A 23,482-nucleotide genomic window follows, 5' to 3' on the forward strand; every position below is an offset into this window, starting at 1 on the left:
TGGTGCGGCAGGGGCCGGCACGGCGGTCGGCGGGGGTGGATGCCGTCCGTCCTACCGCCGGCGGCAGGTGTGCCGCGAGCCGTGTCACCCGTGCGTGGGCGTGCCGGGCGCGGTCTGAACGAACAGGTGTACGAGTCGAAGACGCTGCGCCGCCCGTCCAGGCGGCGGAAGTCGCCGCAGGAGCGAGGTGCGACAGGAAAAATGTCGGTGACCATGGGGGGTCGGCAGGATAATTTTCTGGGGCCCACTTGTCTCGAGGAACCGCACACGGATACGGTTGCTTAACGCGAGGTTCTCCCGTGGAGGAAGTGTGATGACGGAAATTCTTGTGCACGATGCCGCCGCCGGCGCGATAACTGCTGCACAGCGGGTGGTTGAGCAGCCGGCCTGGCCTGCGCTCAAGAATGCCGTGGAGGAGATCCGCCCCTGGCAGTCGAAGGACGGATCGATCGACTTCGACGCCGACGGCGCGCCCTCCCCGGCCACCGTCCGGGCGACGCTGGACCGGGTGATCGCCGCGATCGAGGAGCTTGCCCCGCTGCTCCCGCACGACGCCGCGTACCACCGCGCCCTTGTCATGGACCTGCGTCGCTGGGCGGACGGCGGCTTCGGCGTGCCGGACTTCCTCGACTCGCTGCTGGCCTTCCAGCCTGCCAAGAACCGCGCCGACGGCCTGCAGCACCTGGTCGTCTTCGCGATGTACACGCAGAACGGCAACCCGGACCGCAACCTCGAAGCGGTCGTGCTGCGGATGGTCTGGCCGGAGTGGCTCGCCGAGCTCGAAGCCACCCGTTATGACAACCCGCTGTTCTGCGGCATCACCTTCGAGGACTTCACCTCGGGTTACGACACCAACTCCGCGGTGCTCTTCCCGGAGACGATCGCCGTGCGCGAGGCGCCCGAGCGCTTCAGCTGGGGCGGCATCTTCTGCGACCGCGAGGCCGCTCGTTTCCGCCGCGTCACCGAGGCCTCCGTCGAACTGCTCGGGGTCGAGCTGCCCGAGGACATCCGCGACATGGTCGGCGACCAGCAGCGCTGCGAGCAGGCGTTCGTGCTGTGGGACATGGTCCACGACCGCACCCACAGCCACGGCGACCTGCCGTTCGACCCGTTCATGATCAAGCAGCGCCAGCCGTTCTGGATGTACGGCCTGGAGGAGCTGCGCTGTGACCTCACCGCCTTCAAGGAGGCCGTGAAGCTGCAGGCCGACGGATTCCCGCAGGGCCGCGACGTGCAGTACGCCGTGCTGTTCGACCGGATGTTCCGCTTCCCGGTCACCGGCGAGCGCGTCCGCAACTACGACGGTCTCGGCGGTCAGCTGCTCTTCGCGTACCTCCACAAGCACGATGTGATCCGCTGGACCGACAACACCCTGAAGATCGACTGGGACCGCGCCCCGCAGGTCACCAATCAGCTCTGCGGCGAGATCGAGAAGCTCTACCGCGACGGCATCGATCGCCCGAAGCTGGTCCACTGGTTCGCCGCGTACGACCTGGTCTCGACCTACCTCGCCCCGCACCCCGGCTCCCGCTGGGCCAAGGGCCCGGACGCCCTGGACCTGACGCAGCCGCCGCGCAAGCTCGTGGACGACGTGCTTTCGGACGAGTTTCCCCTGAGCATGTTCTATGAGGCGCTCTCCAAGAAGCTGAAGCATGTGATCGCCTCCACCAAGGGGATCACCGCCGCGCACGCCGAGCAGGCAGCCGCGTGAGCGCCCGTACCGAGGAGGCGATGGCCATGAACGCGAACGGCACGGGCAACGGCAACGGCGCGCTCGAAGGCGCTGTCATCGCGGTCGCGGGAGCCGCAGGACCGGCCGGCCGAGCGACGCTTCTCAGGCTCGCGGAAGCCGGCGCGATCGTGGTCGCCTCGGACGCCGACCCCACCCGGCTGGCCGAGGCCGTCGACGCCGCGCGGTACGCCCACGGCGGCGCCACCGTCACCGGCGACACCGTCGATCTGCTCGACCTGGCCGCCACCCGCGAATGGGCGGCCAAGACCGAGAAGGAATTCGGCCGGATCGACGGCCTGGTCCACCTCGTCGGCGGCTGGCGCGGCAGCGCCACCTTCGCCGAGACCGACCTCGCCGACTGGGATCTGCTGGAGAAGCTGCTGATCCGTACCGTGCAGCACACCTCGCTGGCATTCCACGACGGCCTGCTTCGCAGCGACCGCGGCCGTTTCCTGCTGATCAGCGCGGCCGGGGCGAGCCACCCCACCGCGGGCAACGCCGCCTACGCCGCGTCGAAGGCTGCCGCCGAGGCCTGGACCCTCGCGCTCGCCGACGCCTTCCGTAAGGCGGGGGGCGACGCAGGGCCGAAGACGGCGGCTGCGATCCTGATCGTCAAGGCACTGGTGCACGACGCGATGCGCGCCGAGCGCCCGAATGCGAAGTTCGCGGGCTTCACCGACGTCAAGGAGCTGGCCGATGCCATCGCCGGCGTATGGGAACGGCCCGCCCCGGAAGTGAACGGAAAGCGTCTGTGGCTGACCCCGCAACCATAAGGACCGACGCGCGACGTCACCACGATCCGCAGGTGCGCGGTTTCGCCAGTGACAACTACGCGGGTGCCCACCCGGAAGTTCTCGCGGCCATCGCCCTGGCCAACGGCGGTCACCAGATCGCTTACGGCGAGGACGACTACACCGAACACCTCCAGCGGGTCATGCACAGCCACTTCGGCTCCTCCGCGGAGGCGTTCCCGGTCTTCAACGGAACGGGCGCGAATGTCGTCTCCCTCCAGGCGATGACCGATCGCTGGGGTGCGGTGATCTGCGCCGAGTCAGCGCACATCAACGTGGACGAGGGTGGTGCCCCGGAGCGTGTCGGTGGCCTGAAGCTGCTGACCGTCCCGACGCCGGACGGCAAGCTCACCCCTGAGCTCATCGACCGGCAGGCGTACGGCTGGGACGACGAGCACCGTGCCATGCCCCAGGTCGTGTCCATCACGCAGAACACCGAACTCGGCACGGTCTACACGCCCGACGAGATCAGGGCCATCTGCGAGCACTCCCACGAGCGGGGCATGAAGGTCCATCTCGACGGGGCGCGGATAGCCAATGCCGCGGCGTCGCTGGACGTGCCGATGCGTACGTTCACCAATGCGGTCGGGGTCGATGTCCTCTCCTTCGGCGGCACCAAGAACGGGGCCCTGTTCGGCGAGGCCGTCGTCGTCCTCGACCCGGACGCCGTACGGGCCATGAAGCACCTGCGCAAGCTGTCCATGCAGCTCGCGTCGAAGATGCGCTTCGTGTCGGTGCAGCTGGAGGCGCTGCTCGCCCGGGACCTGTGGCTCCGTAACGCCCGGCACGCCAACACCATGGCCCAGCGGCTCGCCGAGGGCGTCCGTGCGGTCGACGGCGTGGAGATCCTCCACCCGGTGCAGGCCAACGCCGTCTTCGCGCGGCTGCCCCGCGAGGTGAGCGAGCGGCTCCAGAAGCGCTTCCGCTTCTACTTCTGGGACGAAGCCGCCGGCGACGTGCGCTGGATGTGCGCCTTCGACACCACGGAGGACGACGTCGACGCATTCGTTCTCGCGCTGAAGGAAGAGATGGCCAAGTAGCGCGAGTGATCGTATGAATATGCGGTCGACCGGAAAGTAATTGCCTTCCGGTCGACCGCTTCCGTATGCTCTGTGCGCATGGAACTGGCACAGGAAGTCCCCGAGATCTCCGCCTATCTCGCTACTGACGAGGCTATCGATCATGAGCATCCGCTCGTGAGGGAGACCGTCGACCGCCTTCGTGCCGATACTGTCGATGCATACTCATACGCGGTCGCAGCCTATGAGTGGGTACGCGACACCATTGAGCACTCCGTCGACTCAGGTGATCCGCGGGTCACCTGGCGGGCCTCGGACGTCCTGGCCACCCGTAATGGCATCTGCCACTCCAAGTCCCACGCGCTGGCCGCCCTCCTGCGCGCGGCGGGCATCCCGACCGCGCTCTGCTATCAGGGCTTCGCCGACGACAACGGGGATCCGGAGGTCCTGCACGGCCTGATCGCCGTGCGCCTGCCGGGGCGGGACCGGTGGGACCGCCAGGACCCGCGAGGCAACAAGCCCGGTATCGACGCCCAGTTCTCGCTCGACGAGGAGCGGTTGGCCTGGGCGATCGGACCGCAGTCCAATGGAGTGGACTATCCAGTACTCTATAAAGCACCGCACCCGGCGGTTCTGCTCGCCATGCAGTGTGCCGAGGATCGCACGCAGCTCTGGCGCACTCTCCCGACCGCGCTCTGAACCGTATCGAGGCAAGGCAGCCGATGACTCCGACGCTCACCGTTTCCGACGACGTACGCACGCTCGCCCCCGGTTTCACCTACCTGACCGTCGAGGCGCGCGGCCTGGTCAACGGGGAGAGCAACGAAGACAGTTCGGCTCTGCTCGACGATGCCACCCGGCGTCTCGTCGCGCGGCTCGACGGCAGGGCGCCGCACGAGGACCCCCATGTCGCCGCCTGGCGGGACGCCTACACCGCCTTCGGCGCCAAGCCGTCCCGCACCCGCAACTCCGCCGAGGCTCTCGCCAGGCGGGCTCTCACGGACGCCGGTCTGCCGCGCATCAACGTGCTGGTCGACCTCTACAACGCGATCAGCGTCGCCCATCTGATCCCGGTGGGCGGCGAGGACACCGACCGCATCCAAGGCGCCATGCGGCTGGTGCGCTCCACCGGCCAGGAGCCGTTCCGCACCGTCGCGGGTGGCGAGGAGGCCGTGGAGCATCCCGAGCCCGGCGAAGTCGTCTGGTGCGACGACGAGGGCGTCACCTGCCGTCGGTGGAACTGGCGGCAGGGCGTACGTACCCGGCTCACCGAGGAGTCCGTCAACGCCTTGTTCCTGCTGGAGGCCCTCGCCCCCATGACGATCGGCGAGCTCGAAGCCGCAGGCACCGAACTCGCCGAATCGCTGGAGAAGCTCAGCCCCGGAGCACAGATCACCGTCCGCACCCCGGAGTGACGTTTCAGCCGTGGGCGTGACCCGGTCGGGTCAGCTGATCTCACGCACCTCGGCGGGCGTCGGAGCCGTACCGCCGAGATGCGTGGGCACCCACCAGGTGTCGCTCGCGTCCCTCGGCCGCACCGGGTACGCGCGCTGGGCGGCTTCGAGAAGCTCCTGCACCCGCTCGCGCAGCCGCCGGGTGATCGCACCCGCGTACTGATCGGTGGGGGCTTCGACCGGCTCACCGACCCGGATCGTCACCGGGATGTGGCTGCGCTTGAAGTTGCGCGGCCGGCCCTTGGTCCAGATCCGCTGCGTCCCCCACAGCGCCATCGGGATCAGGGGTACGCCGGCCTCCTGGGCCAGTCGTGCGGCGCCCGACTTGAAGCTCTTCAGGGTGAACGACTGGGAGATGGTCGCTTCGGGGAAGACGCCGATGATCTCGCCGGACCGTAGTGAGGCGAGTGCGTGCGCGTACGCGTCCTCGCCCTGCTTCCGGTCGACCGGGATGTGCTTCATGCCGCGCATCAGCGGACCGGAGACCTTGTGCCGGAAGACCGATTCCTTCGCCATGAAGCGGACCAGCCGCTTCTGCGGCAGTGCGGTCAGCCCGGAGAAGATGAAGTCGAGGTAGCTGATGTGGTTACTGACCAGTACGGCACCGCCGGTCTTCGGGATGTGCTCCGAACCCTGAGCGTCGATCTTCAGGTCCAGCGCCTTGAACATGGTGCGAGCGGCGCCGATGACCGGCCGATAGACGAGTTCTGCCATCTGGAGAAGACCCTTCTTCTGCGCCTGAGGAGGGTTCTCCCGGCGGAAGTTACGCAGCCGTAGGTTTTCGGCATTGCGCCGATCGTGCCCCATGTGCGTCGCGCTGGCCAGTCTCCGCGGGCACGGGGCGCGAGATTCTCATCACGTGGAAGGGCCGGGAATGCCTCCGCGCCCCGTGGTGCTGACCCTTTGCGAAGAGCTCTGACAGGAGGCCGAAGGTGGACGGGCAGACACACGCGGGACGGCTGGACGCCGCCCAACTCGGCGCGGAATTGGGGGATCGGGCCACCCTCGTGCAGTTCTCCAGCGCCTTCTGCCAGCCCTGCCGGGCCACCCGCCGCACTCTCGACGAGGTGGCGCGAATGGTCGACGGCGTCGCCCACGTCGAGATCGACGCCGAGGCGCATCTCACTCTCGTGCGCGCACTCGACATCAGCCGTACCCCGACGGTGCTGGTGCTCGACGCGGCCGGCCGGATCGTCCGGCGAGCGGTCGGGCAGCCACGCACCGTGGATGTCGTCGCGGCACTGGGACACGCGATGTGACGGACCGTGATGCATCTCCCACATTGCGGAACCTGCTTGACTGCACCCACCACGCATCGTCAGTCTGACGCTATGCCGCCGGAACCCCTTCTTCACAGCCGGGCCCACGTGGACCTGGCCCGCAACGCGAGTGCGCGCTGTCCGGGTGCCTGAGCACCCACGGCCCCGTACGCCTCCCTCGCAGAAGGACATCTCCATGACGGCTTCGCCCGAGCTCGGCACCGCCCGCACGGCGTCCCCCGACCTCCTCCGCTCCGTCTTCCGGCAGCACGCCACCGGTGTCGCCGTGATCACCGCCGCCGGTGACCGGCCGGTCGGCTTCACCGCCACCTCTCTGAACTCCGTCGCCGCCGAGCCGCCGCTGATCTCCTTCGGTGTGGGGACCTCGTCGTCCAGCTGGCCGGTCGTGGCGGAGGCCGACCACGTCGGCGTACACATACTCGGCGAGCACCAGGAGGAACTGGCCGCCACATTCGCGCGCAGCGGCGCCGACCGGTTCGGCCCGTCCACCTATTGGCGCAACGGCCCGGAAGGAGTGCCGGTGCTCGACGGAGTGCTGGCGTGGCTGGTCTGCCGCGTGGTGGCACGCATCCCGGCGGGCGACCACCGGATCGTGATCGCGGAGGCGGTCGTCGGAGATCCGACCGGAGCCGGCCGTCCGCTCCTCTACCACCAGGGCCGTTTCACGGCGCTGCGGGACTGAGAGATCCCAGGCGGCGCACGGGCGGCCAGCGTCGGCTAGGTCACAGTCAAAGCGCTTGCTTATGGGTGCCGCACTGGGTGTACTGGCGAGTAATATTTCGCTCGGAGCGTCGGTCGCCCCGACCGGAATCCGCCCCATCAGGCGCCTATGCTGCGTGCATCAAGGCAGCCCAGAAATGACGATGCAGTAGGAGAGCCGGCGTGAGCTTGAGGATCGTTGTCTGTGTGAAGTACGTGCCCGATGCGACGGGTGACCGGCATTTCGCGGATGATCTGACGCTGGACCGTGAGGATGTCGACGGTCTGTTGTCGGAGCTGGACGAGTATGCGGTGGAGCAGGCGTTGCAGATCGCGGACGCGGCGGATGATGCGGAGATCACCGTGTTGACGGTGGGTCCGGAGGATGCCAAGGACGCGTTGCGTAAGGCGTTGTCGATGGGTGCGGACAAGGCTGTTCATGTCGAGGACGACGATCTGCACGGTTCGGATGTGATCGGTACGTCGTTGGTGCTGGCGAAGGCGATCGAGAAGACGGGTTACGACCTGGTCGTGTGCGGGATGGCGTCGACGGACGGGACGATGGGTGTGTTGCCGGCGGTGCTGGCGGAGCGTCTGGGTGTGCCGCAGGTGACGTTGTTGTCCGAGGTGCGGGTCGAGGGTGGCACGGTGACCGGGCGTCGTGACGGTGACAGTGCGTCGGAGCAGTTGCAGGCGTCGTTGCCGGCGGTGGTGTCGGTGACGGACCAGTCGGGTGAGGCGCGTTACCCGTCGTTCAAGGGGATCATGGCGGCGAAGAAGAAGCCGGTCGAGTCTTTGGATCTGGAGGATCTGGAGATCGATGCGGACGAGGTCGGTCTGGCGGGTGCGTGGACCGCGGTGGATTCCGCGGCGCAGCGTCCGGCTCGTACGGCGGGCACGATCGTCAAGGACGAGGGTGAGGGCGGCAAGCAGCTCGCCGAGTTCCTCGCGGGTCAGAAGTTCATCTAGAGCCGGCTGTTGCGTCCGTCCCTCGTTCCTTCGTTAGTTGCAGGAGATTGAAGTCCCATGGCTGAAGTTCTCGTCTTTGTCGATCACGTGGACGGTGCTGTCCGCAAGCCCACTCTGGAGCTTTTGACGCTGGCGCGTCGGGTCGGTGAGCCGGTTGCGGTCGCGTTGGGCGCGGGTGCCGGGGCCACCGCTGCGGTGCTCGCCGAGCATGGTGCGGTCAAGGTCCTCACCGTGGATGCCGCCGAGTTCGCGGATTATCTGGTCGTGCCGAAGGTGGATGCGCTGCAGGCTGCGGTCGAGGCGGTGTCCCCGGTCGCGGTGCTGGTTCCGTCCTCTGCCGAGGGCAAGGAGATCGCGGCCCGTCTCGCGGTCCGGATCGGTTCCGGGATCATCACGGACGCGGTGGATCTGGAGGCCGGTGAGCAGGGGCCGGTCGCGACGCAGTCGGCGTTCGCGGCGTCGTTCACCACGAAGTCCCGTGTCTCGCGGGGTGTCCCGGTGATCACGGTGAAGCCGAACTCGGCGCCGGTCGAGGCGGCTGCGGCCGCGGGTGCGGTGGAGTCCCTGGCGGTCAGTTTCTCGGCGCAGGCCACGGGCACGAAGGTGCTGTCGCGGACGCCGCGTGAGTCGACCGGGCGTCCGGAGCTGACCGAGGCGGCGATCGTGGTCTCCGGTGGCCGTGGTGTCAACGGTGCGGAGAACTTCGCGATCATCGAGGCGCTCGCCGACTCGCTGGGTGCGGCGGTCGGTGCCTCGCGTGCCGCGGTCGACGCCGGCTGGTACCCGCACTCCAACCAGGTCGGCCAGACCGGCAAGTCGGTGTCCCCGCAGCTGTACATCGCGTCCGGTATCTCGGGTGCGATCCAGCACCGGGCCGGGATGCAGACCTCGAAGACCATCGTCGCGATCAACAAGGACTCCGAGGCCCCGATCTTCGACCTCGTCGACTACGGCGTCGTCGGCGACCTCTTCCAGGTCGTCCCCCAACTCACCGACGAGGTCAACACCCGCAAGGGCTGATCCTCCGAGGAGCCGTACCCGATCTCGACGGTCCGGGGCCGCGTGGTGTGTTCTCACCGCGCGGCCCCGGACCGTTTCTGATCACCATTGACGCAGGTCCGACAGCCTTATAACTTCACTATACGGATTACTGATTCCGGGAAGCGGAAACAGTGAGAGTGTGGAGGGTGCCGAAATGGGTCAGCAGGAGAAGGTGGCAACGAGCCTCGCCGGTGCGGTCAGCGAGGAGATCAGCGCCTCCCTCACGGCAGTGGACGCCGAGCTCGCCCGCCGCTACCCGGGAGACCCCGGCACCCGCCAGCCCGTCCACACGGTCTACGTCCCCGGCGACACCTTCACCGCCGGCACCATCCGCTCCTGGGGCGACCAGGCGTTGAAGGCCCTCGACGAGCATGCCCCCGACGCAGCCTCGTTCGCAGCCGTCCTCGGCATCCCGGAGGAGCTCGCCGCGCCCGTCCACGACCGCGTACGCGCCAAGCTGGGCCGCGAGCCCGTCGAGGACCTCCGCATCGACTTCGAGGACGGCTACGGACCCCGGCCCGATGCCGAGGAGGACGAGGCGGCCGCCCGAGCCGCCCGGCTGATCTCGGAGGCGTACGAGAACGGCACAGCGGCCCCGTACATGGGCATCCGGATGAAGTGCATGGAGGCCGCCGTACGCGACCGGGGCATCCGCACCACGGACATCTTCCTCACCGGCCTCATGCAGACGGGCGGCCTCCCCGAGGGCCTGGTCCTCACCCTTCCCAAGGTGACGTACCCCGAACAGGTCACCGCCTTCGTCCGGCTCCTCGAAGCCTTCGAAGAGGCCCACGGTCTGCCGTCGGGCCGGCTCGGCTTCGAGATCCAGATCGAGACCAGCCAGTCGATCCTGGCCGCCGACGGCACCGCCGCCGTGGCCCGCATGATCGACGCCGCGCGCGGCCGCGCCACCGGCCTGCACTACGGCACCTTCGACTACAGCGCCTGTGTCGGCGTCAGCGCCGCCTACCAGGCGAGCGACCACCCGGCCGCGGACCACGCCAAGGCCGTCATGCAGGTGGCCGCCGCAGGCACCGGCGTGCGCGTCTCCGACGGTTCCACCAACGTCCTCCCTGTCGGCCCCACCCACCGGGTCCACGAGGCCTGGCGACTCCACTACGGGCTCACCCGCCGCGCCCTGGGCCGCGCCTACTACCAGGGCTGGGACATGCACCCGGGCCATCTGCCGACCCGTTACGCGGCTGTCTACACCTTCTACCGCGAGGGCCTGGAACAGGCTGCGGCCCGACTCGCCGCATATGTGGCCAAGGCGGGTGGTGATGTGATGGACGAGCCCGCCACCGCCAAGGCCCTCAGTGGCTACCTGCTGCGTGGCATCGACTGCGGCGCCCTGGACACCGCCGAGGTCGCCCGCCTGACAGGGCTGACCCGGGCGGACCTCGACGCCTTCGCCTCGCCGCGACGCGGGGGACTGACGGTTACGGCGCCGTAGCGCGGCGGTTCAGGCCCGGGCCGTGAACCGCCCTCGGAAGAGGCGTGGGCTACGGCCCGTGCCGTCAGCCCCGCAGGAAGGTCTCGACGGTCCCGCTGAAGCGGAGGGATCGTCGAGCCACGGAAAGTGGCCGGCGCCCGGCTGGATGGTGAGTTCGGCCTTGGGGAACAACCGCGCGACGGTGGCCGCGACGCGAGGAAGCGGACCACTGTCCAGCTGGCCCGCAAGGATCAGCACCCGGGCGTCCAGGGTTGCGACGGCGGCGCGGGCCGCGGCAGGGGCGAAGGCCCTGTCGGACGCGTAGACGTCCGCGGCCTCGTAGTCGCTCTGCTCGACGCCGGCTGCTGCGTGGGCCCGGGCGGCCGCGTCCCAACGCCCGTAGAACGGTAGGTGGCCGGGTCGGCGGGGATGCCTGAGTCGCCGGTGCCCCGCAGGTCGAGCATCACCAGTCGGCGTCGGCTCGACGGCCCACCCGCATCACCGGGGTAGGCGGAGGCGCGCACGGGGCCACCGGGCAGAACGAGCAGCGGCTCACCTTCACCCATGTGGTGATGGGCGAGTTCGGCTCCGTCGGCGGCGGCGAAGACAGACATGGCGCAATCCTGATGACCGTACGACAGAGACGACGAGCGGTTCGCGCGGAGCTCCCCGGCCAGGCCGGTCGACCTTGTGAGGACCGTGTGGCACGGGAGCCGAGAACGGTGAGGATGGGGGGACCGACTCGCGAGGAGACGCCATGACCGATGCAGCTCGCCGCCCCACCGACCTCCGTGGATCCGCCGCCGCGCTGCTGCCCGAACTGGTCGCGCTGCGTCGTGCCCTGCACCGGGAGCCCGAAATCGGCCTGCAACTGCCGCTGACCCAGGCGAAAGTACGGGCAGCGCTGGACGGACTGCCCCTGGAGATCACCCTCGGCAAACAGCTCACCTCGGTCACTGCCGTGCTGCGTGGCGCGCTGCCCGGCCCGGTGGTGCTGCTCCGCGGCGACATGGACGCGCTGCCGGTGCAGGAGACCAGCGGGCTGCCGTACGCCTCCGAGATCCCCGGCGTGATGCACGCCTGCGGCCACGACCTGCACACCGCTGGACTGGTCGGCGCCGCACGGCTGCTCTGCGAACGGCGCGACACACTGGCCGGAACCGTGGTGTTCATGTTCCAGCCCGGTGAGGAAGGCGACGCCGGGGCGCGGGTCATGGTCGACGAAGGTGTGCTCGATGCCGCGGGCACCAGGCCGGTGGCCGCGTACGCCCTTCATGTCGCGTCCGCGATGCTGCCGCCCGGAGTCGTCGGCACGCGCCCCGGGCCGATCCTGGCCGCCGCCGATGCCCTTGACGTGACCGTGCGCGGGCGCGGCGGGCACGGGTCCAGTCCGCACAGCGCCCTTGATCCGATCCCGGCCGCCTGCGAAGCGGTGACAGCTCTGCAGACCATGGTCACCCGCCGCTTCGACGCCTTCGACCCGGTTGTCGTGACAGTCGGCAGCTTCCACGCGGGCACAAGCCCCAACGTCATTCCCGACGAGGCCGTGTTCTCCGCGACCGTCCGGTCCTTCTCAGCCGAGGCGCGGGCCCGTGTGCACGACGAGGCGCCCCGGGTCGTTCGCGGCGTGGGGGAGGCGCACGGGATGACCGTGGAAGCAGTCGTCGACGAGGGCTACCCGGTCACCGTCAACGACCCCGCCGAGGCGGCGTACGCAGCCGAGACCGCGGGCCAACTGTTCGGAGCCGACCGCTACTTCGAGCTGCCGAACCCGATCGCCGGGGCCGAGGACTTCGCCTTCATCGGTCAGCACGTCCCTTCCGCCTATCTGATGCTCGGCGCCTGCCCTGCCGACCTCGACCCCGCCACAGCCCCCTACAACCACTCCCCGGAAGCCCTCTTCGACGACTCCGTGCTGGGTGACGCGGCGGCGCTCCTCGCGCAGCTGGCGCTCGGACGCCTCGGCAGGGGCTGAGGGACCGGGGACGCGGACCTTCACCGCCCACCCGGCGGACGCTCGGCCCTCTACGCACGTATGTCCGCGGACGTGCCGCCTGCGCCCGCCGGAAGCGGAGCGGAGCCTTGTCGGCGTCCCGGCTCAGGCAGGCGGCAGTTCGCCGGAGCCGCGGGCGATGAGTGAGGTCGGCAGCTCCACCCGCGCCGGCGCGTCGTCCGCGCCGTCCAGCCGGCGGAAGAGGTGCTCGGCCGCCGTCCGGCCCACGGCCGCGGCGTCCTGGGAGATGACCGTGATGCCCAGCAGGTCGGCCAGCTCGATGTCGTCGAAGCCGACCAGGGCGACCGGGCGTTCCCGGTCCGCCAGCACACGCACCGCCGTGACCGTCACACGGTTGTTGCCGGCGAACAGGGCGGTGACGGGTTCGGGGCCGGAGAGCATCGCCTCGGCCGCGGCCCGGACCCGCGAGGGGTCGGTGGAGCCGAGGGAGACCCAGGAGTCCTGGACGGTGATCCCGGCGTCCACCATCGCGGCGTGATAGCCGCGCAACCGCTCGGTGGCGGTGTGGATACGGGGCTGGTCACCGATGAAGCCGATTCGGCGGTGGCCGTGCGCGATCAGGTGGGCGACACCCTCGCGGGCGCCGCCGAAGCTGTCGGACAGGACGATGTCGGCGTCGATCTGCCCGGCCGGGCGGTCCACGAAGACGGTCGCGATGCCCGCCTTTATCTCCGGTTCCAGATAGCGGTGGTCGTCACCGGCCGGGATCACGATCAGCCCGTCCACCCGGCGGGCGCACAGCGCGAGCACGAGCTCCTGCTCGCGCTCCGGGTCCTCCGCGCTCGACCCGTTGATGAGCAGGGCTCCGTGCGCGCGCGCCACTTCTTCCACGGCGCGGCTCAGCGGCCCGTAGAAGGGGTCGGCGAGATCCTCCAGGACCAGGCCGATGGAGGCGGTACGGCCCTTGCGGAGCACCCGCGCGCTGTCGTTCCGGCGGAAACCGAGCGCCTCGATCGCTTCCTGCACCCGGCGCTCCGTGTCGGGCGTGACGCCGGGCTCGCTGTTGACCACGCGGGAGACCGTCTTGAGGCCCACTCCGGCGCGGGCGGCGACATCCTTCATGGTCGGCCGGTTGCCGTAACGGGGCTCGTGATGACGGGCGGTCTCTGCCACGGTGCGCTGTCCTGTCGTCGGGTGCGGGGCTGTCCGGCGGGCCCGCAGTCGGTGCTGCGGAGCGGGCCGGAGGCTGTGGCGTCGAGCATAGGCCCTGGACAACGTTGTCAGCTGAATGGAGACTATGCAGACTATTTACTGAAGATGCAGGTCCACCCCCTCACCCATCCGGAGCCCACACCGATGCATACCGACCTCGTCGCCGCGCTCGACATCGGCGGCACCAAGATCGCCGGCGCCCTGGTGGACGGCACCGGCGCGCTTCTCGTACGGGCGCAGCGGCCGACGCCCGCCCGGGAGAGCGGCGAGACGGTGATGGGTGCGGTGGCGGATGTGCTGGCCGAGCTGACCGCCTCGCCGCTGTGGGGGCGGGCGACCGCCGTCGGCATCGGCAGTGCCGGCCCGGTGGATGCGTCGGCGGGTACGGTCAGCCCCGTCAACGTTCCCGGCTGGCGTGACTTCCCTCTGGTGGAGCGGGTACGGAAGGCCGTCGGCGGGCTGCCCGTCGAGCTGGTCGGCGACGGGGTCGCGATGACCGCCGCCGAGCACTGGCTGGGTGCGGCCCGCGGCTACGACAACGCGCTGTGCCTGGTCGTGTCGACCGGAGTGGGCGGTGGCCTGGTCCTCGGCGGCAAGCTGCACCCGGGCCCCACCGGCAATGCCGGTCACATCGGTCACATCAGTGTGGATCTGGACGGCGACCTGTGCCCGTGCGGCTCGCGCGGCTGCGTCGAGCGGATCGCCAGCGGACCGAACATCGCGCGACGCGCCCTGCAGGGTGGCTGGCAGCCCGGCCCGGACGGCGACGCCACGGCCGCCGCGGTGGCCGCCGCCGCCCGGGCCGGACATCCGGTCGCCGTCGCGTCGTTCGAGCGCGCCGCCCAGGCACTGGCCGCCGGAATCGCCGCCACCGCCACGCTCGTCGAGATCGACATCGCCGTGATCGGCGGGGGAGTGGCGGGCGCGGGCGACGTCCTCTTCGCCCCGCTGCGCCGCGCCCTGCGCAGCTACGCCACGCTCTCCTTCGTGCAGCAGCTCACGGTGGCCCCTGCGGTGATGGGCACGGACGCCGGCCTGGTCGGCGCAGCGGCCGCCGCAACGTCGGTCAGGCTCGGCGGGACGGCAGCCGCGGCGGCGCTGAGCGGATGAACGCGGGCCAGCGGTCGGGCGGGTCCGGCTGCCGTATCGCGTGCCGGGACCGGCCTTGGGGACCTTCGGTACAGCGGATACCGGTGAGAACGATCACGGCCGTGGGCGGATGCCGTCGCCGTGCACGGACCCCGGGTTGAGGATCAGCGGAACGAAAACCGGTGCCGAGCGTCCATCGGTCCCGGGGGCAACTGCCGGAGTATCGGCGGCCGGACGCCCGTGAAGCCTTCCCGTGTTTCCCCGGGAACGCGGCTTTCCCCAGGGACGCAGCCGGCCTCCGTCTCATGGCTGTGACGACCGAGGCGGCCCGCTACCCGGGGTCCGGACCTGGTCGGGCGGTGTCGTTCGAGGTTGTTGCGGCTTTGGTGTGGAGGACTTCGGGCGCCTGCTCGGCGGCGCGGGTGATGCCTTCGCCGATGAATCCGAGGAAGCGGGCGATGTTCTCGAGGCGGATGGCGGCGGGGGTGTGGGGGCCGAGGACGTGGACGTTTCGGAGTGCGGTTTCGACGAGCTGGTCGTCGGATCGGGCGCCGGCGATCGTCGTCTGGTGGAAGAGTTCGTCGTCGACGACGTGGGGGTCGCGGCGGCGTTCGTCGCGTTGCCGGCGGACGAGGCTCCGGCTCTCCAGGTAGGCGATCGCCTTGGAGACGCACGCCGGAATGACCTGGGGACGCCGGGCGGGTCGGGACGCGGTGAGGCTGCCCGCGTCGGTGGTGAACAGAACAGATCAGCATCCGGGCCGCCATCCTCGTGAGGCCCGAAGCCATGAGGACGCCGGAGAACCTCTCCTCGTACGCGACGTCCTCTTCGCCCCGCTGCGCCGCGCCCTGCGCAGCTACGGCCATGGCCTCGGCGTCGCCTCCGTGCGGCTGGGGGAGCGACTCCGGCCCTCGCGAGGAGGCGGGCCTGCGCCGGCGGGCACGGCGTTCGGTTGCGCGGTGGGCCAGGTCGGCGCGGTAGGTGGTCGGGCCGCCGTTACGCATCACCTCTCGCGCGACCGTCGAGGTCGGACGGCCGAGGCATCGGGCGAACTCGGCGTAGGGGAGGCTGTCGGCCGGCCCCAGCGCGATCTGCCGGCGTTCCTGCCGGGTGAGCCTGCCTCCGGGCAGCGCGATCTCCTCGGTCATCCTTCGGGGCGGTTCCTGATCCCCTCGCCGTAGCGTTCGCCCTTATTCATTGCAATGATCGAAGTGGTGGTCGTTGCGTTACGTGCGAGACCGTTGCAACACTTTCGAGGTTCTGAGCTGTGTAGATACGCATTCTGCGCAACGACTATGTTGCCGGATCATGGAAAGCAACGTAGCGTTTCCGGTGTCAGAAACAGCGAACGAGTACGGGAGAGCACAATGCAGAAGTTCGACACCCCCGCCCCGATCTCCGCCGTCCTGGACATCCCCGCGGGACGCATCCGGTTCATCGCCGCCGACCGGGCCGACACCACCGTCGAGGTCCTGCCCGCGGACGCCTCGAAGGGTCGCGACGTGAAGGCGGCGGAGCAGACCGAGGTGGCGTACGGCGACGGCGTCCTGCGGATCGAGGCCTCGGCGAAGAACCAGTTCCTCGGCCCCTCCGGATCCGTCGAGGTGACCGTCCAACTGCCCACCGCCTCCCGCATCGAGGCGAAGACGGCCGGCGCCGAGTTCCGGACCGTCGGACGGCTCGGCGACGTCGCCTTCGAGGGCGCGCAGGGTTCGGTCGGCATCGAGGAGGCCGTGAGCGTCCGCATCACCGCGCTCGACGGTGACGTCGAGGTCGGCCGGCTGGGCGGCCCCGCGGAGATCAGCACCGCAAGGGGCGACATCCGGATCACCGAGGCCGTGCGCGGCAAGGTCGTGCTTCACACCCGGTCCGGTGACATCTCGGTCACCGCCGCCGCCGGTGTCTCGGCCTCCCTGGACGCAGGCACCGACCACGGCCGCATCAGCAACGACCTCAAGAACGACGGCACCGCCGAGCTCGCCATCCGCGCCACCACCTCCCAGGGCGACATCACCGCCCGCAGCCTCTGAAGGAGCAGAACCGGGACCACCCGGCCGTGCCCACCGCGATCGAGATCCCCTCGGTCGTAGCCCAGGGCGCGGCCGTCCGTCCCGAGGGGCCCGCGATCCACGTGCAGGGCCCGGAGAAGTCGTACAAGACCGTCTCACGCGACCAGGTGGAACACATGACGAAGAACAGCACTTCCTCGACGAGTTCGAAGTGGACCGGCATGGTGCCGGTCGACGATTCGGCCCTGGCCGTCACCGACACCGGAGGTCCCGGTATCCCTGTGCTCTATCTCAATGGCCAGTTCGCCACTCAGGGGTACTGGCGGCGGGTCATCGCCGAACTGGGGACGGGGTGGCGGCACATCACCTACGACGAGCGGGCGCGCGGCAAATCGAAGCGTTCGGCGGACTATTCCTTCGAGGCAGCCGTCCGGGACGTCGATGCGGTTCTCGCGGCCAGGGGTGTGGACCGGGCGCTGGTGGTGGGCTGGTCCTACGGAGCGGTCGTCGGGGCGCACTGGGCCGGCCGCAATCCGGAGCGTGCCTTGGGCGCGGTCCTGGTCGACGGCGCGTTCCCGTACGACTGGCTCGACGAGGCCATGGAGCAGCGGATCCGGAAGCTGTTCCGGCGGATGAGCTGGTTCCTGCCGCTGTTGCGCCCGACGGGCCTGGCTCCTCGGATGACCGCCGAACAGCAGGCGAACAGCAACATCGAGCTCGGCAGGCTCTCCCGCGAACGCGAGCTGGGTCCCGTGCTGGACAGCATCACCGTCCCGGTGCGCTACGTGGTCGCTTCGGGGACGTCCTTCGGGAGCCGCGGTGACGAGCAGGAACGGATTCGCACCAGCCTCGACGCGGTGACCGCTCACAACCCGAACATCCGGATCAGCGCGAAGGTCGCCGGCAACCACGGTGCGCTCCTCAAGAAGGACTTCCCGGCCATCGCCGAGGCCGTACGCGAGGTCGCCGCCCTCGACCGCGGGGGGCGTTGAGGACGCGACCGGCGGACTGACGACAACTACATGTCCTGGCCACCGTCGTCATCAACGTCCGGCTCGACGGCGTCCGGTCCGGGCCGGACCGGACGCCGTCGAGCCGTCGTGACACCAGGTCCGTACGCTGTGCCCGCCCGGCACTCGTACCGGACCTGGTCCCTTTACCGGACTACGCACCCGAGTCCGGACCCGGCACCTGCGCCGGACCCACGCACCCGAGTCCGGACCTGGCGACAGGCCCGGACTCGGCACAAGGTCCGGCCCGGCACCCGCCTGGGCGCAGCTTGCGACCCGACTCAATTTCCCGTTCTGCTCAGCACCCCATCCGCAGGTCCGCCCAGTCCGCGTGGTCGGAGTCGACGCCGTCCCCGCCGTCGGTGACCACCAGACGCACCACCTGCGCGCCGCTCACATCAGCGGTGATCGGCTGCGCGGCCATGGCATTGGTCAGCACACCGGTCGACGCCACCTTCGTGCCGTCCGCCCAGATCTCGAACGCCACGGTGCCCTTGGCGCCCTTCTCGTCGTCGACGCCGACCTGCGCGGTCACGGCGCTGCACGCACCGGCCGCGTAGAACTCGACGGTGCTCGGCGCGTGCGCCCCGAGCCCCTTGGCGAAGACCGTGCCGCCGATGGTCAGCGGATTGCCGTCGCCCGCGTTGCTCTCACCGTTGCTGGTGTCCGTCTCGACCGGTCCCCAGCCGTTGGAGGAGGAGAGCTGCGGCAGATCGCTGAGATAGCTGCTGCCGCCCGGTGGCGCCACCACCACATGGGCCTGGAACGGGACCGAGGACCGGACACGCGTCCCGGCCGGTGAGCGGTACTGCGCCGAGAGCGTCAGATCGTACGTACCGGTGGCCGTGCCCGCGGGAGGCGTCACCTGCCAGCGCGTGGTCAGCGCCTTGCCGGTCGGCACGGTCGGGGATCCGGTCGGCGACAGCGGCTTGATCTGCCAGCCCGACGGGCCGGTGAGCGCCGCGGAGACCTTCTCGGCGGGCGTTCGACCCAGATCGGTGACGGTCGTCGTCAGCGGCGCGATGTGACCCGCTTCCACCAACGGGCTTCCGTTCAGGCCGAGTTCCACGGCGGGCGGGTGGGCGGCCCACTTGCGGTCGGCAGCGACGCGCAGCAGGACCGTGCCGTGTGCCGGGACGGTCGCCGAGATGGTGCCTGCCGTGTTGTACGTCGCGTGCTCCCACAGGTCGCGCATCGTGTACGCGGCGGCCTGCGGCAGTCCCGCCGCCTTCGCGGTCGTCGTGATGCGCTGAGCGCTGCCGGACTCGTTGAAGAGCGCCACGACCCGGCTGCCGTCCCGCATCTCCTTGGCGACGACCCACCGTCCGTCGGTGGAGGAGAGCACAGTTCCCTGTTTGCCCAGCGGGTCCTGATCGACGGCGACGACCTCGCGATTGGAGAGGATCTCGAAGGTCTCCGGCGTCGCCTTGCGCAGATCGGAGCCGATCAGCAGCGGCGCCGCCATCACGGACCACATGGAGAAGTGGGTGCGGTACTCGGTGTCCGTCATTCCGCCGTTGCCGACCTCGAGCATGTCGGGGTCGTTCCAGTGCCCCGGTCCCGCGGCAGAGGCGAGCGGCAGGTTCTGCTTCATGATCGACAGCATGCTGCCCCAGCTGTCGCTGATGTCGCCCGTGGTGCGCCAGAGATTGCCGACGTCGGCGGCCCACTCCCAGGGCTTGTTCTCGCCCCACTCGCAGATGCTGTAGACGATGGGACGGCCGGTGGCCTCCAGTGCGTCACGCATGGTCGTGTAGCGCAGCTTCGCATCGACGCCCTGGTTGTTGCAGTTGTCGTACTTGAGATAGTCGACGCCCCAGTCCGCGAACTGCTGCGCATCGCTGTACTCGTGGCCCAGCGCGCCCGGCAGGCCGACGCTGTCGCACGTCTTGGTGCCGGCGCTGGTGTAGATGCCGAGCTTGAGCCCCTTGGAGTGGACATAGTCCGCGACGGCCTTGATGCCGTTCGGGAAGCGCACCGGGTCGGCCTCGAGCTTGCCGTCCGCATCGCGCTGCGGCTTCGCCCAGCAGTCGTCGAGGTTGACGTACTGGTAGCCGGCGTCCTTGAGGCCCTTCTCGACGAAGATGTCGGCGATGCCCTTGACCATCGACTCGTTGAACTCGGCCCGGCAGTGGGTCGAGTTCCAGTTGTTGAACCCCATCGGCGGGGTGAGCGCGAGACCGTTTCCGGACTGCGGTGCGGCGGCCGCGGTGACAGCGGCCGGGGCCGGTGAGTCCGCCACGGCGGGAGCGGCTGCCCCTGCCGTACAGAGCAGCCCGGCCGCCAGCGCTCCGATGACTCTTCTGTGGCGTGTGCGGGTTGTACGGGTTGGAAGATGACGCATCGTTACGTTCCTCCATACTCGTGCCGGATCGGATGACGTCATGTGCACGCCAGTGACGCGCGATTACGTTAGGGCCTGTTGAAGTCTGTTGGAAGGGGAGCGGTAACGGTTGTTCGGTATCTCGTCAAAACCCTTGACGGCACCCTGGCTTGGAGGTGAGATCCAAGCGCACGTTCGGTTGTGTTGGGTTGGCATCCCGGAGGAGGGGGTCATGGCGCACTCTTCGTACGACAGTTCAGGCGTGCCGGGCAGTGTGGCAGGACATCGGATGTCCCGGCGAAGTGTGTTGCGGGGTGCGGCAGTCGGTGCGGGCGCGATCACGCTGCCTTCGCTGCTCACCGCATGCGGCAGCGGCCCCGGTGGTGACGGCAAGACGATCCACATGGGGTCGAATTCGTCCGACCCCATTCCGAAGAAGGCGTTCGCCGAGGCGTTCAAGGCGTATGAGGCGCAGTCCGGTGGCCGCAAGATCGCGGTGAACACCGTTGACCACAACACCTTCCAGGAGAACATCAACAAGTACCTGCAGGGCAATCCGGACGATGTCTTCATGTGGTTCGCCGGCTACCGGATGCAGTTCTTCGCCAAGAAGGGTCTGCTGTACGACATCAGTGACAACTGGCAGCACTACGAGGGCTTCTCGGACGCGCTGAAGGCCCAGTCCACCGGTGAGGACGGCAAGCAGTACCTCACGCCGTACTACTACTACCCGTGGGCCGTCTTCCACCGTAAGAGCCTCTTCGCCGACCGTGGCTACCAGGCGCCCAAGACGCTCGACGAGTACGTGGCGCTGGCCAAGCAGATGAAGAAGGACAAGCTCGACCCCATCGCGTTCTGCGACAAGGACGGCTGGCCCGCGATGGGCACCTTCGACTACATCAACATGCGGACCAACGGCTACGAGTTCCACAAGAGCCTGATGGCCGGCGAGGCGGCCTGGACGGACAAGCGGGTCAAGGAGGTCTTCGACACCTGGCGACGTCTCCTCCCGTACTGCCAGCAGGGCGCCAACGGCCGCACCTGGCAGGAGGCCGCGACCAGCCTGCAGAAGAAGGAAGCCGGCATGGCGGTCTTCGGCCTGCCGCACCCCGGTGCCCAGTTCCCGAAGGGCGAGCAGGAGGACATCGACTTCTTCCCGTTCCCGGTCATCAACCCGGAACACGGCCAGGACGCGGTCGAGGCTCCCATCGACGGCTTCCTGCTGGCGAAGAAGTCCAAGAACCTCAAGAACAAGAAGAGCGTGGAGAGTGCCAAGGACCTCCTGAAGTGGCTGGCCACCGGGAAGGCCGAGGACATCTACCTCAAGAGTGACCCCAACAACATCGCCGTCAACGACCAGGCGGACATCTCCCAGTACTCGGCGCTGCAGAAGAAGGCGGTGGAGCTCGTCTCCGGCGCGAAGCAGATCTCGCAGTTCCTGGACCGCGACACCCGGCCGGACTTCGCCTCGACCGTCATGATCCCGGCCATCCAGCAGTTCATCAGCAACCCGAACGATGTGGACGGTCTGGTCAACGGCATCGAGCGGCAGAAGAAGACCATCTTCGCCTCCGACTGAACCTGGAGTACCGACCGTGTCGTTCCTCTCGGCCCGGCGAACCGAACGACGGGGCCCGCGGCGATTCTCCGGCCGCGACCTCGTCGTCATCGGTCTGCTGCTCGGTATACCGGTCCTGCTCGACATCGCCGTCGTGTGGGGCCCGACCCTCGCCTCCGTCGTGCTCTCCTTCACCAGCTGGGACGGCATCGGCGACATCAAGTGGGTCGGTACGCAGAATTACGCGAACCTCTTCACCAACTACCCGCAGTTCTGGCCCGCCGCCCGGCACAACCTGCTCTGGCTCGCCTTCCTCGGCCTCGTCGCCACGCCGTTCGGACTGCTCCTCGCCGTACTCATCGACCGGGGCGTACGGTTCAGTCGCTTCTACCAGTCGACGCTGTACATGCCGGTCGTGCTGTCGCTCGCCGTGGTCGGCTTCATCGCGCAGCTCGTCTTCTCCCGCGACCAGGGCGCCCTCAACGCGATCGTCGGGGACACCAAGTCGCCGACCGACTGGCTCGGCGACCCGGACCTCAACATCTGGATGGTCCTGCTCGCCGCGGCCTGGCGGCACACCGGCTATGTGATGATCCTCTACCTCGCCGGGCTCAAGGCCGTCGACCCCTCGTTGAAGGAAGCCGCCGCCATCGACGGGGCGAGCGAGGCCCAGACCTTCTTCCGCATCGTCTTTCCCACACTGCGGCCGGTCAACGTCATCGTCGGCGTCATCACCGTCATCGAGTCCCTGCGCGCCTTCGACATCGTGTACGCCGTCAATCACGGCCGCAACGGACTCGAACTGCTCTCGGTGCTCGTCACCGACAACATCATCGGCGAGGCCAGCCGGGTCGGCTTCGGCTCCGCCATAGCCGTCGTCCTGCTGACCGTCTCCCTCGGATTCGTCGTGACGTACCTGGTCCAGGAGCTCCGAGGGGAGAAGAACCGATGACCGTCGACACCGCCCCCGCCCGCCCCGCCGCGCAGCCCGCGCCCGCGGCGCCCGCGGCCGGGCGCCGCAGAATCCGTCCCGGCCGGCTCGGGGTGCACGCCTTCCTGATGGCGGTCTCGATCGCGTTCCTCGCACCGTTGCTGCTCGCGGTGTACGCCTCGCTGCGACCGTACGAAGAGACCTCCGAGTACGGTTACTTCTCGCTCCCGAAGCATCTCTCGTTCGACTACTACCGGCAGGCGTTCACCGACTCGGGGATGACGAAGTACTTCGTCAACACGATGATCATCGCCGTCCCCGGGGTGCTCGTCACCCTCTTCCTCGCCTCGTTCGTGGCCTTCGCGCTGGCCCGGCTGAAGATGCGCGGCGGCATCGTCCTGCTGATGCTCTTCACGGCCGGGAACCTGCTGCCGCAGCAGGTGATCGTGACACCGCTGTACGTGGTGTTCAACCGCATCCCGCTGCCGTACTGGATGTCCGACTCGATGACGATGTACGACTCCTACTGGGCCGTCGTCGTCGTGCAGATCGGCTTCCAGATCGGCTTCTGTGTCTTCGTCCTCGCCAACTTCATGCGCACACTGCCGCAGGAGATCCTGGAGGCCGCCATCGTCGACGGCGCGGGCGTCTGGACGCAGTACTGGCGGATCACGCTGCCGTTGTGCCGCCCGGCTCTCGCCGCGCTCGGCACACTTCAGTTCACCTGGATGTACAACGACTTCCTCTGGGCACTGGTCTTCGTCTCCGACGGCGACAAGCTCCCCATCACCTCGGCCCTCAACAACCTTCGCGGGCAGTTCTTCACCGACTACAACCTCCTGGCCGCGGGCTCGGTGATCGTCGCCCTGCCGACGCTCGTGGTCTTCCTGCTGCTCCAGCGCCACTTCATCGCGGGGCTGACGCTGGGGTCCAGCAAGGGGTAGGACCTGACCTGCGCAGACAGGGTCATGCGCTCATC

At 69.0% G+C, this 23,482-nt stretch carries 20 protein-coding genes and 1 pseudogene; 17 read left to right on the forward strand and 4 right to left on the reverse strand.

Going from position 1 to position 23,482, the window contains the following annotated elements; all coding sequences use genetic code 11:
- Positions 1-313 precede the first annotated feature (313 nt).
- From OG963_RS38215 to OG963_RS38235, 5 genes are all read left to right on the forward strand, one after another.
- Positions 314-1,711 carry a DUF6421 family protein gene (locus tag OG963_RS38215; RefSeq protein WP_371799919.1) on the forward strand — a complete coding sequence of 466 codons (1,398 nt, stop codon included), beginning with the start codon at positions 314-316 and terminating at the stop codon, positions 1,709-1,711.
- Between the two features lie 26 nt (positions 1,712-1,737).
- Positions 1,738-2,505, forward strand: coding sequence for an SDR family NAD(P)-dependent oxidoreductase (locus OG963_RS38220; RefSeq protein WP_093778878.1), 768 nt, complete (start codon positions 1,738-1,740; stop codon positions 2,503-2,505).
- Positions 2,502-3,563 (forward strand): low specificity L-threonine aldolase, encoded by a 1,062-nt coding sequence (locus OG963_RS38225; RefSeq protein ID WP_176902382.1) that lies wholly within the window; start codon positions 2,502-2,504, stop codon positions 3,561-3,563. The genes OG963_RS38220 and OG963_RS38225 overlap by 4 nt, the downstream gene beginning before the upstream one ends.
- A gap of 78 nt (positions 3,564-3,641) precedes the next feature.
- Positions 3,642-4,241, forward strand: coding sequence for a transglutaminase family protein (locus tag OG963_RS38230; RefSeq protein WP_371799920.1), 600 nt, complete (start codon positions 3,642-3,644; stop codon positions 4,239-4,241).
- Positions 4,242-4,264: 23 nt separating this feature from the next.
- Positions 4,265-4,957, forward strand: coding sequence for a B3/4 domain-containing protein (locus tag OG963_RS38235; RefSeq protein WP_371799921.1), 693 nt, complete (start codon positions 4,265-4,267; stop codon positions 4,955-4,957).
- A 30-nt stretch (positions 4,958-4,987) separates the two neighbouring features.
- Here the strand turns inward: OG963_RS38235 and OG963_RS38240 are convergent, their stop codons facing one another.
- The gene (locus OG963_RS38240) at positions 4,988-5,710 is read right to left on the reverse strand and encodes a 1-acyl-sn-glycerol-3-phosphate acyltransferase (protein ID WP_030925391.1); all 723 of its coding nucleotides are present in this window, start codon (positions 5,708-5,710) and stop codon (positions 4,988-4,990) included.
- Between the two features lie 218 nt (positions 5,711-5,928).
- On the opposite strand from OG963_RS38240, the gene OG963_RS38245 reads away from it, so the two are divergent.
- The 6 genes from OG963_RS38245 to OG963_RS38270 all read left to right on the forward strand — a co-directional run bounded on the left by OG963_RS38245 (position 5,929) and on the right by OG963_RS38270 (position 12,392).
- On the forward strand, positions 5,929-6,255 hold the full coding sequence (locus OG963_RS38245; RefSeq protein ID WP_093778796.1) for a thioredoxin family protein: 327 nt from the start codon (positions 5,929-5,931) through the stop codon (positions 6,253-6,255).
- 196 nt (positions 6,256-6,451) lie between these two features.
- On the forward strand, positions 6,452-6,958 hold the full coding sequence (locus tag OG963_RS38250) for a flavin reductase family protein (RefSeq protein WP_093778798.1): 507 nt from the start codon (positions 6,452-6,454) through the stop codon (positions 6,956-6,958).
- 200 nt (positions 6,959-7,158) lie between these two features.
- The gene (locus OG963_RS38255) at positions 7,159-7,944 is read left to right on the forward strand and encodes an electron transfer flavoprotein subunit beta/FixA family protein (RefSeq protein WP_093778800.1); all 786 of its coding nucleotides are present in this window, start codon (positions 7,159-7,161) and stop codon (positions 7,942-7,944) included.
- A gap of 57 nt (positions 7,945-8,001) precedes the next feature.
- Complete coding sequence (locus OG963_RS38260) at positions 8,002-8,964, forward strand: electron transfer flavoprotein subunit alpha/FixB family protein (RefSeq protein ID WP_093778802.1); 963 nt, start codon at positions 8,002-8,004, stop codon at positions 8,962-8,964.
- A gap of 175 nt (positions 8,965-9,139) precedes the next feature.
- Positions 9,140-10,438 (forward strand): aldolase/citrate lyase family protein, encoded by a 1,299-nt coding sequence (locus tag OG963_RS38265; protein ID WP_093778804.1) that lies wholly within the window; start codon positions 9,140-9,142, stop codon positions 10,436-10,438.
- A gap of 736 nt (positions 10,439-11,174) precedes the next feature.
- Complete coding sequence (locus tag OG963_RS38270; protein ID WP_093778806.1) at positions 11,175-12,392, forward strand: M20 family metallopeptidase; 1,218 nt, start codon at positions 11,175-11,177, stop codon at positions 12,390-12,392.
- 123 nt (positions 12,393-12,515) lie between these two features.
- On the opposite strand, the gene OG963_RS38275 is transcribed toward OG963_RS38270, so the two are convergent.
- Positions 12,516-13,544, reverse strand: a complete 1,029-nt coding sequence (locus tag OG963_RS38275) for a LacI family DNA-binding transcriptional regulator (protein WP_093778808.1) — start codon at positions 13,542-13,544, stop codon at positions 12,516-12,518.
- Between the two features lie 183 nt (positions 13,545-13,727).
- On the opposite strand from OG963_RS38275, the gene OG963_RS38280 reads away from it, so the two are divergent.
- On the forward strand, positions 13,728-14,693 hold the full coding sequence (locus OG963_RS38280) for an ROK family protein (RefSeq protein ID WP_030935775.1): 966 nt from the start codon (positions 13,728-13,730) through the stop codon (positions 14,691-14,693).
- A 310-nt stretch (positions 14,694-15,003) separates the two neighbouring features.
- Here the strand turns inward: OG963_RS38280 and OG963_RS38285 are convergent.
- Positions 15,004-15,802, reverse strand: a pseudogene (locus tag OG963_RS38285) (helix-turn-helix domain-containing protein).
- A 237-nt stretch (positions 15,803-16,039) separates the two neighbouring features.
- Here OG963_RS38285 and OG963_RS38290 point away from each other — a divergent pair.
- Both OG963_RS38290 and OG963_RS38295 read left to right on the forward strand, forming a co-directional pair.
- Positions 16,040-16,702 carry a DUF4097 family beta strand repeat-containing protein gene (locus OG963_RS38290; protein WP_319739457.1) on the forward strand — a complete coding sequence of 221 codons (663 nt, stop codon included), beginning with the start codon at positions 16,040-16,042 and terminating at the stop codon, positions 16,700-16,702.
- A gap of 26 nt (positions 16,703-16,728) precedes the next feature.
- Positions 16,729-17,673, forward strand: a complete 945-nt coding sequence (locus tag OG963_RS38295; RefSeq protein ID WP_256223539.1) for an alpha/beta fold hydrolase — start codon at positions 16,729-16,731, stop codon at positions 17,671-17,673.
- Between the two features lie 316 nt (positions 17,674-17,989).
- On the opposite strand, the gene OG963_RS38300 is transcribed toward OG963_RS38295, so the two are convergent.
- Positions 17,990-20,035, reverse strand: a complete 2,046-nt coding sequence (locus OG963_RS38300) for an NPCBM/NEW2 domain-containing protein (protein ID WP_371799922.1) — start codon at positions 20,033-20,035, stop codon at positions 17,990-17,992.
- Between the two features lie 268 nt (positions 20,036-20,303).
- Here OG963_RS38300 and OG963_RS38305 point away from each other — a divergent pair, with 268 nt between their 5' ends.
- Genes OG963_RS38305 through OG963_RS38315 form a run of 3 tightly spaced genes read left to right on the forward strand, consistent with a single transcriptional unit; the run spans position 20,304 to position 23,447 of the window.
- Entirely contained in the window at positions 20,304-21,593 is a 1,290-nt protein-coding gene (locus OG963_RS38305) for an ABC transporter substrate-binding protein (RefSeq protein ID WP_371799923.1), read from the forward strand.
- Between the two features lie 16 nt (positions 21,594-21,609).
- The gene (locus tag OG963_RS38310) at positions 21,610-22,524 is read left to right on the forward strand and encodes a sugar ABC transporter permease (protein ID WP_319325750.1); all 915 of its coding nucleotides are present in this window, start codon (positions 21,610-21,612) and stop codon (positions 22,522-22,524) included.
- Positions 22,521-23,447: a carbohydrate ABC transporter permease gene (locus tag OG963_RS38315; RefSeq protein ID WP_030920939.1), complete on the forward strand. Its 927-nt coding sequence runs from the start codon at positions 22,521-22,523 to the stop codon at positions 23,445-23,447. Before OG963_RS38310 ends, OG963_RS38315 begins: the two co-directional genes overlap by 4 nt.
- The last annotated feature ends 35 nt before the right edge of the window (positions 23,448-23,482 follow it).

It is taken from the genome of Streptomyces sp. NBC_01707 (assembly GCF_041438805.1).
Lineage (GTDB): Bacteria > Actinomycetota > Actinomycetes > Streptomycetales > Streptomycetaceae > Streptomyces.

What these genes read in the sequence shown, in the direction of transcription:
- OG963_RS38235 (WP_371799921.1), top strand. Translation starts at nt 4,265, where the DNA reads ATGACTCCGACGCTCACCGTTTCCGACGACGTACGCACGCTCGCCCCC.
- OG963_RS38250 (WP_093778798.1), top strand. Translation starts at nt 6,452, where the DNA reads ATGACGGCTTCGCCCGAGCTCGGCACCGCCCGCACGGCGTCCCCCGAC.
- OG963_RS38270 (WP_093778806.1), top strand. Translation starts at nt 11,175, where the DNA reads ATGACCGATGCAGCTCGCCGCCCCACCGACCTCCGTGGATCCGCCGCC.
- OG963_RS38280 (WP_030935775.1), top strand. Translation starts at nt 13,728, where the DNA reads ATGCATACCGACCTCGTCGCCGCGCTCGACATCGGCGGCACCAAGATC.
- OG963_RS38260 (WP_093778802.1), top strand. Translation starts at nt 8,002, where the DNA reads ATGGCTGAAGTTCTCGTCTTTGTCGATCACGTGGACGGTGCTGTCCGC.
- OG963_RS38265 (WP_093778804.1), top strand. Translation starts at nt 9,140, where the DNA reads ATGGGTCAGCAGGAGAAGGTGGCAACGAGCCTCGCCGGTGCGGTCAGC.
- OG963_RS38220 (WP_093778878.1), top strand. Translation starts at nt 1,738, where the DNA reads ATGAACGCGAACGGCACGGGCAACGGCAACGGCGCGCTCGAAGGCGCT.
- OG963_RS38215 (WP_371799919.1), top strand. Translation starts at nt 314, where the DNA reads ATGACGGAAATTCTTGTGCACGATGCCGCCGCCGGCGCGATAACTGCT.
- OG963_RS38230 (WP_371799920.1), top strand. Translation starts at nt 3,642, where the DNA reads ATGGAACTGGCACAGGAAGTCCCCGAGATCTCCGCCTATCTCGCTACT.
- OG963_RS38300 (WP_371799922.1), bottom strand. Translation starts at nt 20,035, where the DNA reads ATGCGTCATCTTCCAACCCGTACAACCCGCACACGCCACAGAAGAGTC.
- OG963_RS38240 (WP_030925391.1), bottom strand. Translation starts at nt 5,710, where the DNA reads ATGGCAGAACTCGTCTATCGGCCGGTCATCGGCGCCGCTCGCACCATG.
- OG963_RS38315 (WP_030920939.1), top strand. Translation starts at nt 22,521, where the DNA reads ATGACCGTCGACACCGCCCCCGCCCGCCCCGCCGCGCAGCCCGCGCCC.
- OG963_RS38305 (WP_371799923.1), top strand. Translation starts at nt 20,304, where the DNA reads ATGTCCCGGCGAAGTGTGTTGCGGGGTGCGGCAGTCGGTGCGGGCGCG.
- OG963_RS38290 (WP_319739457.1), top strand. Translation starts at nt 16,040, where the DNA reads ATGCAGAAGTTCGACACCCCCGCCCCGATCTCCGCCGTCCTGGACATC.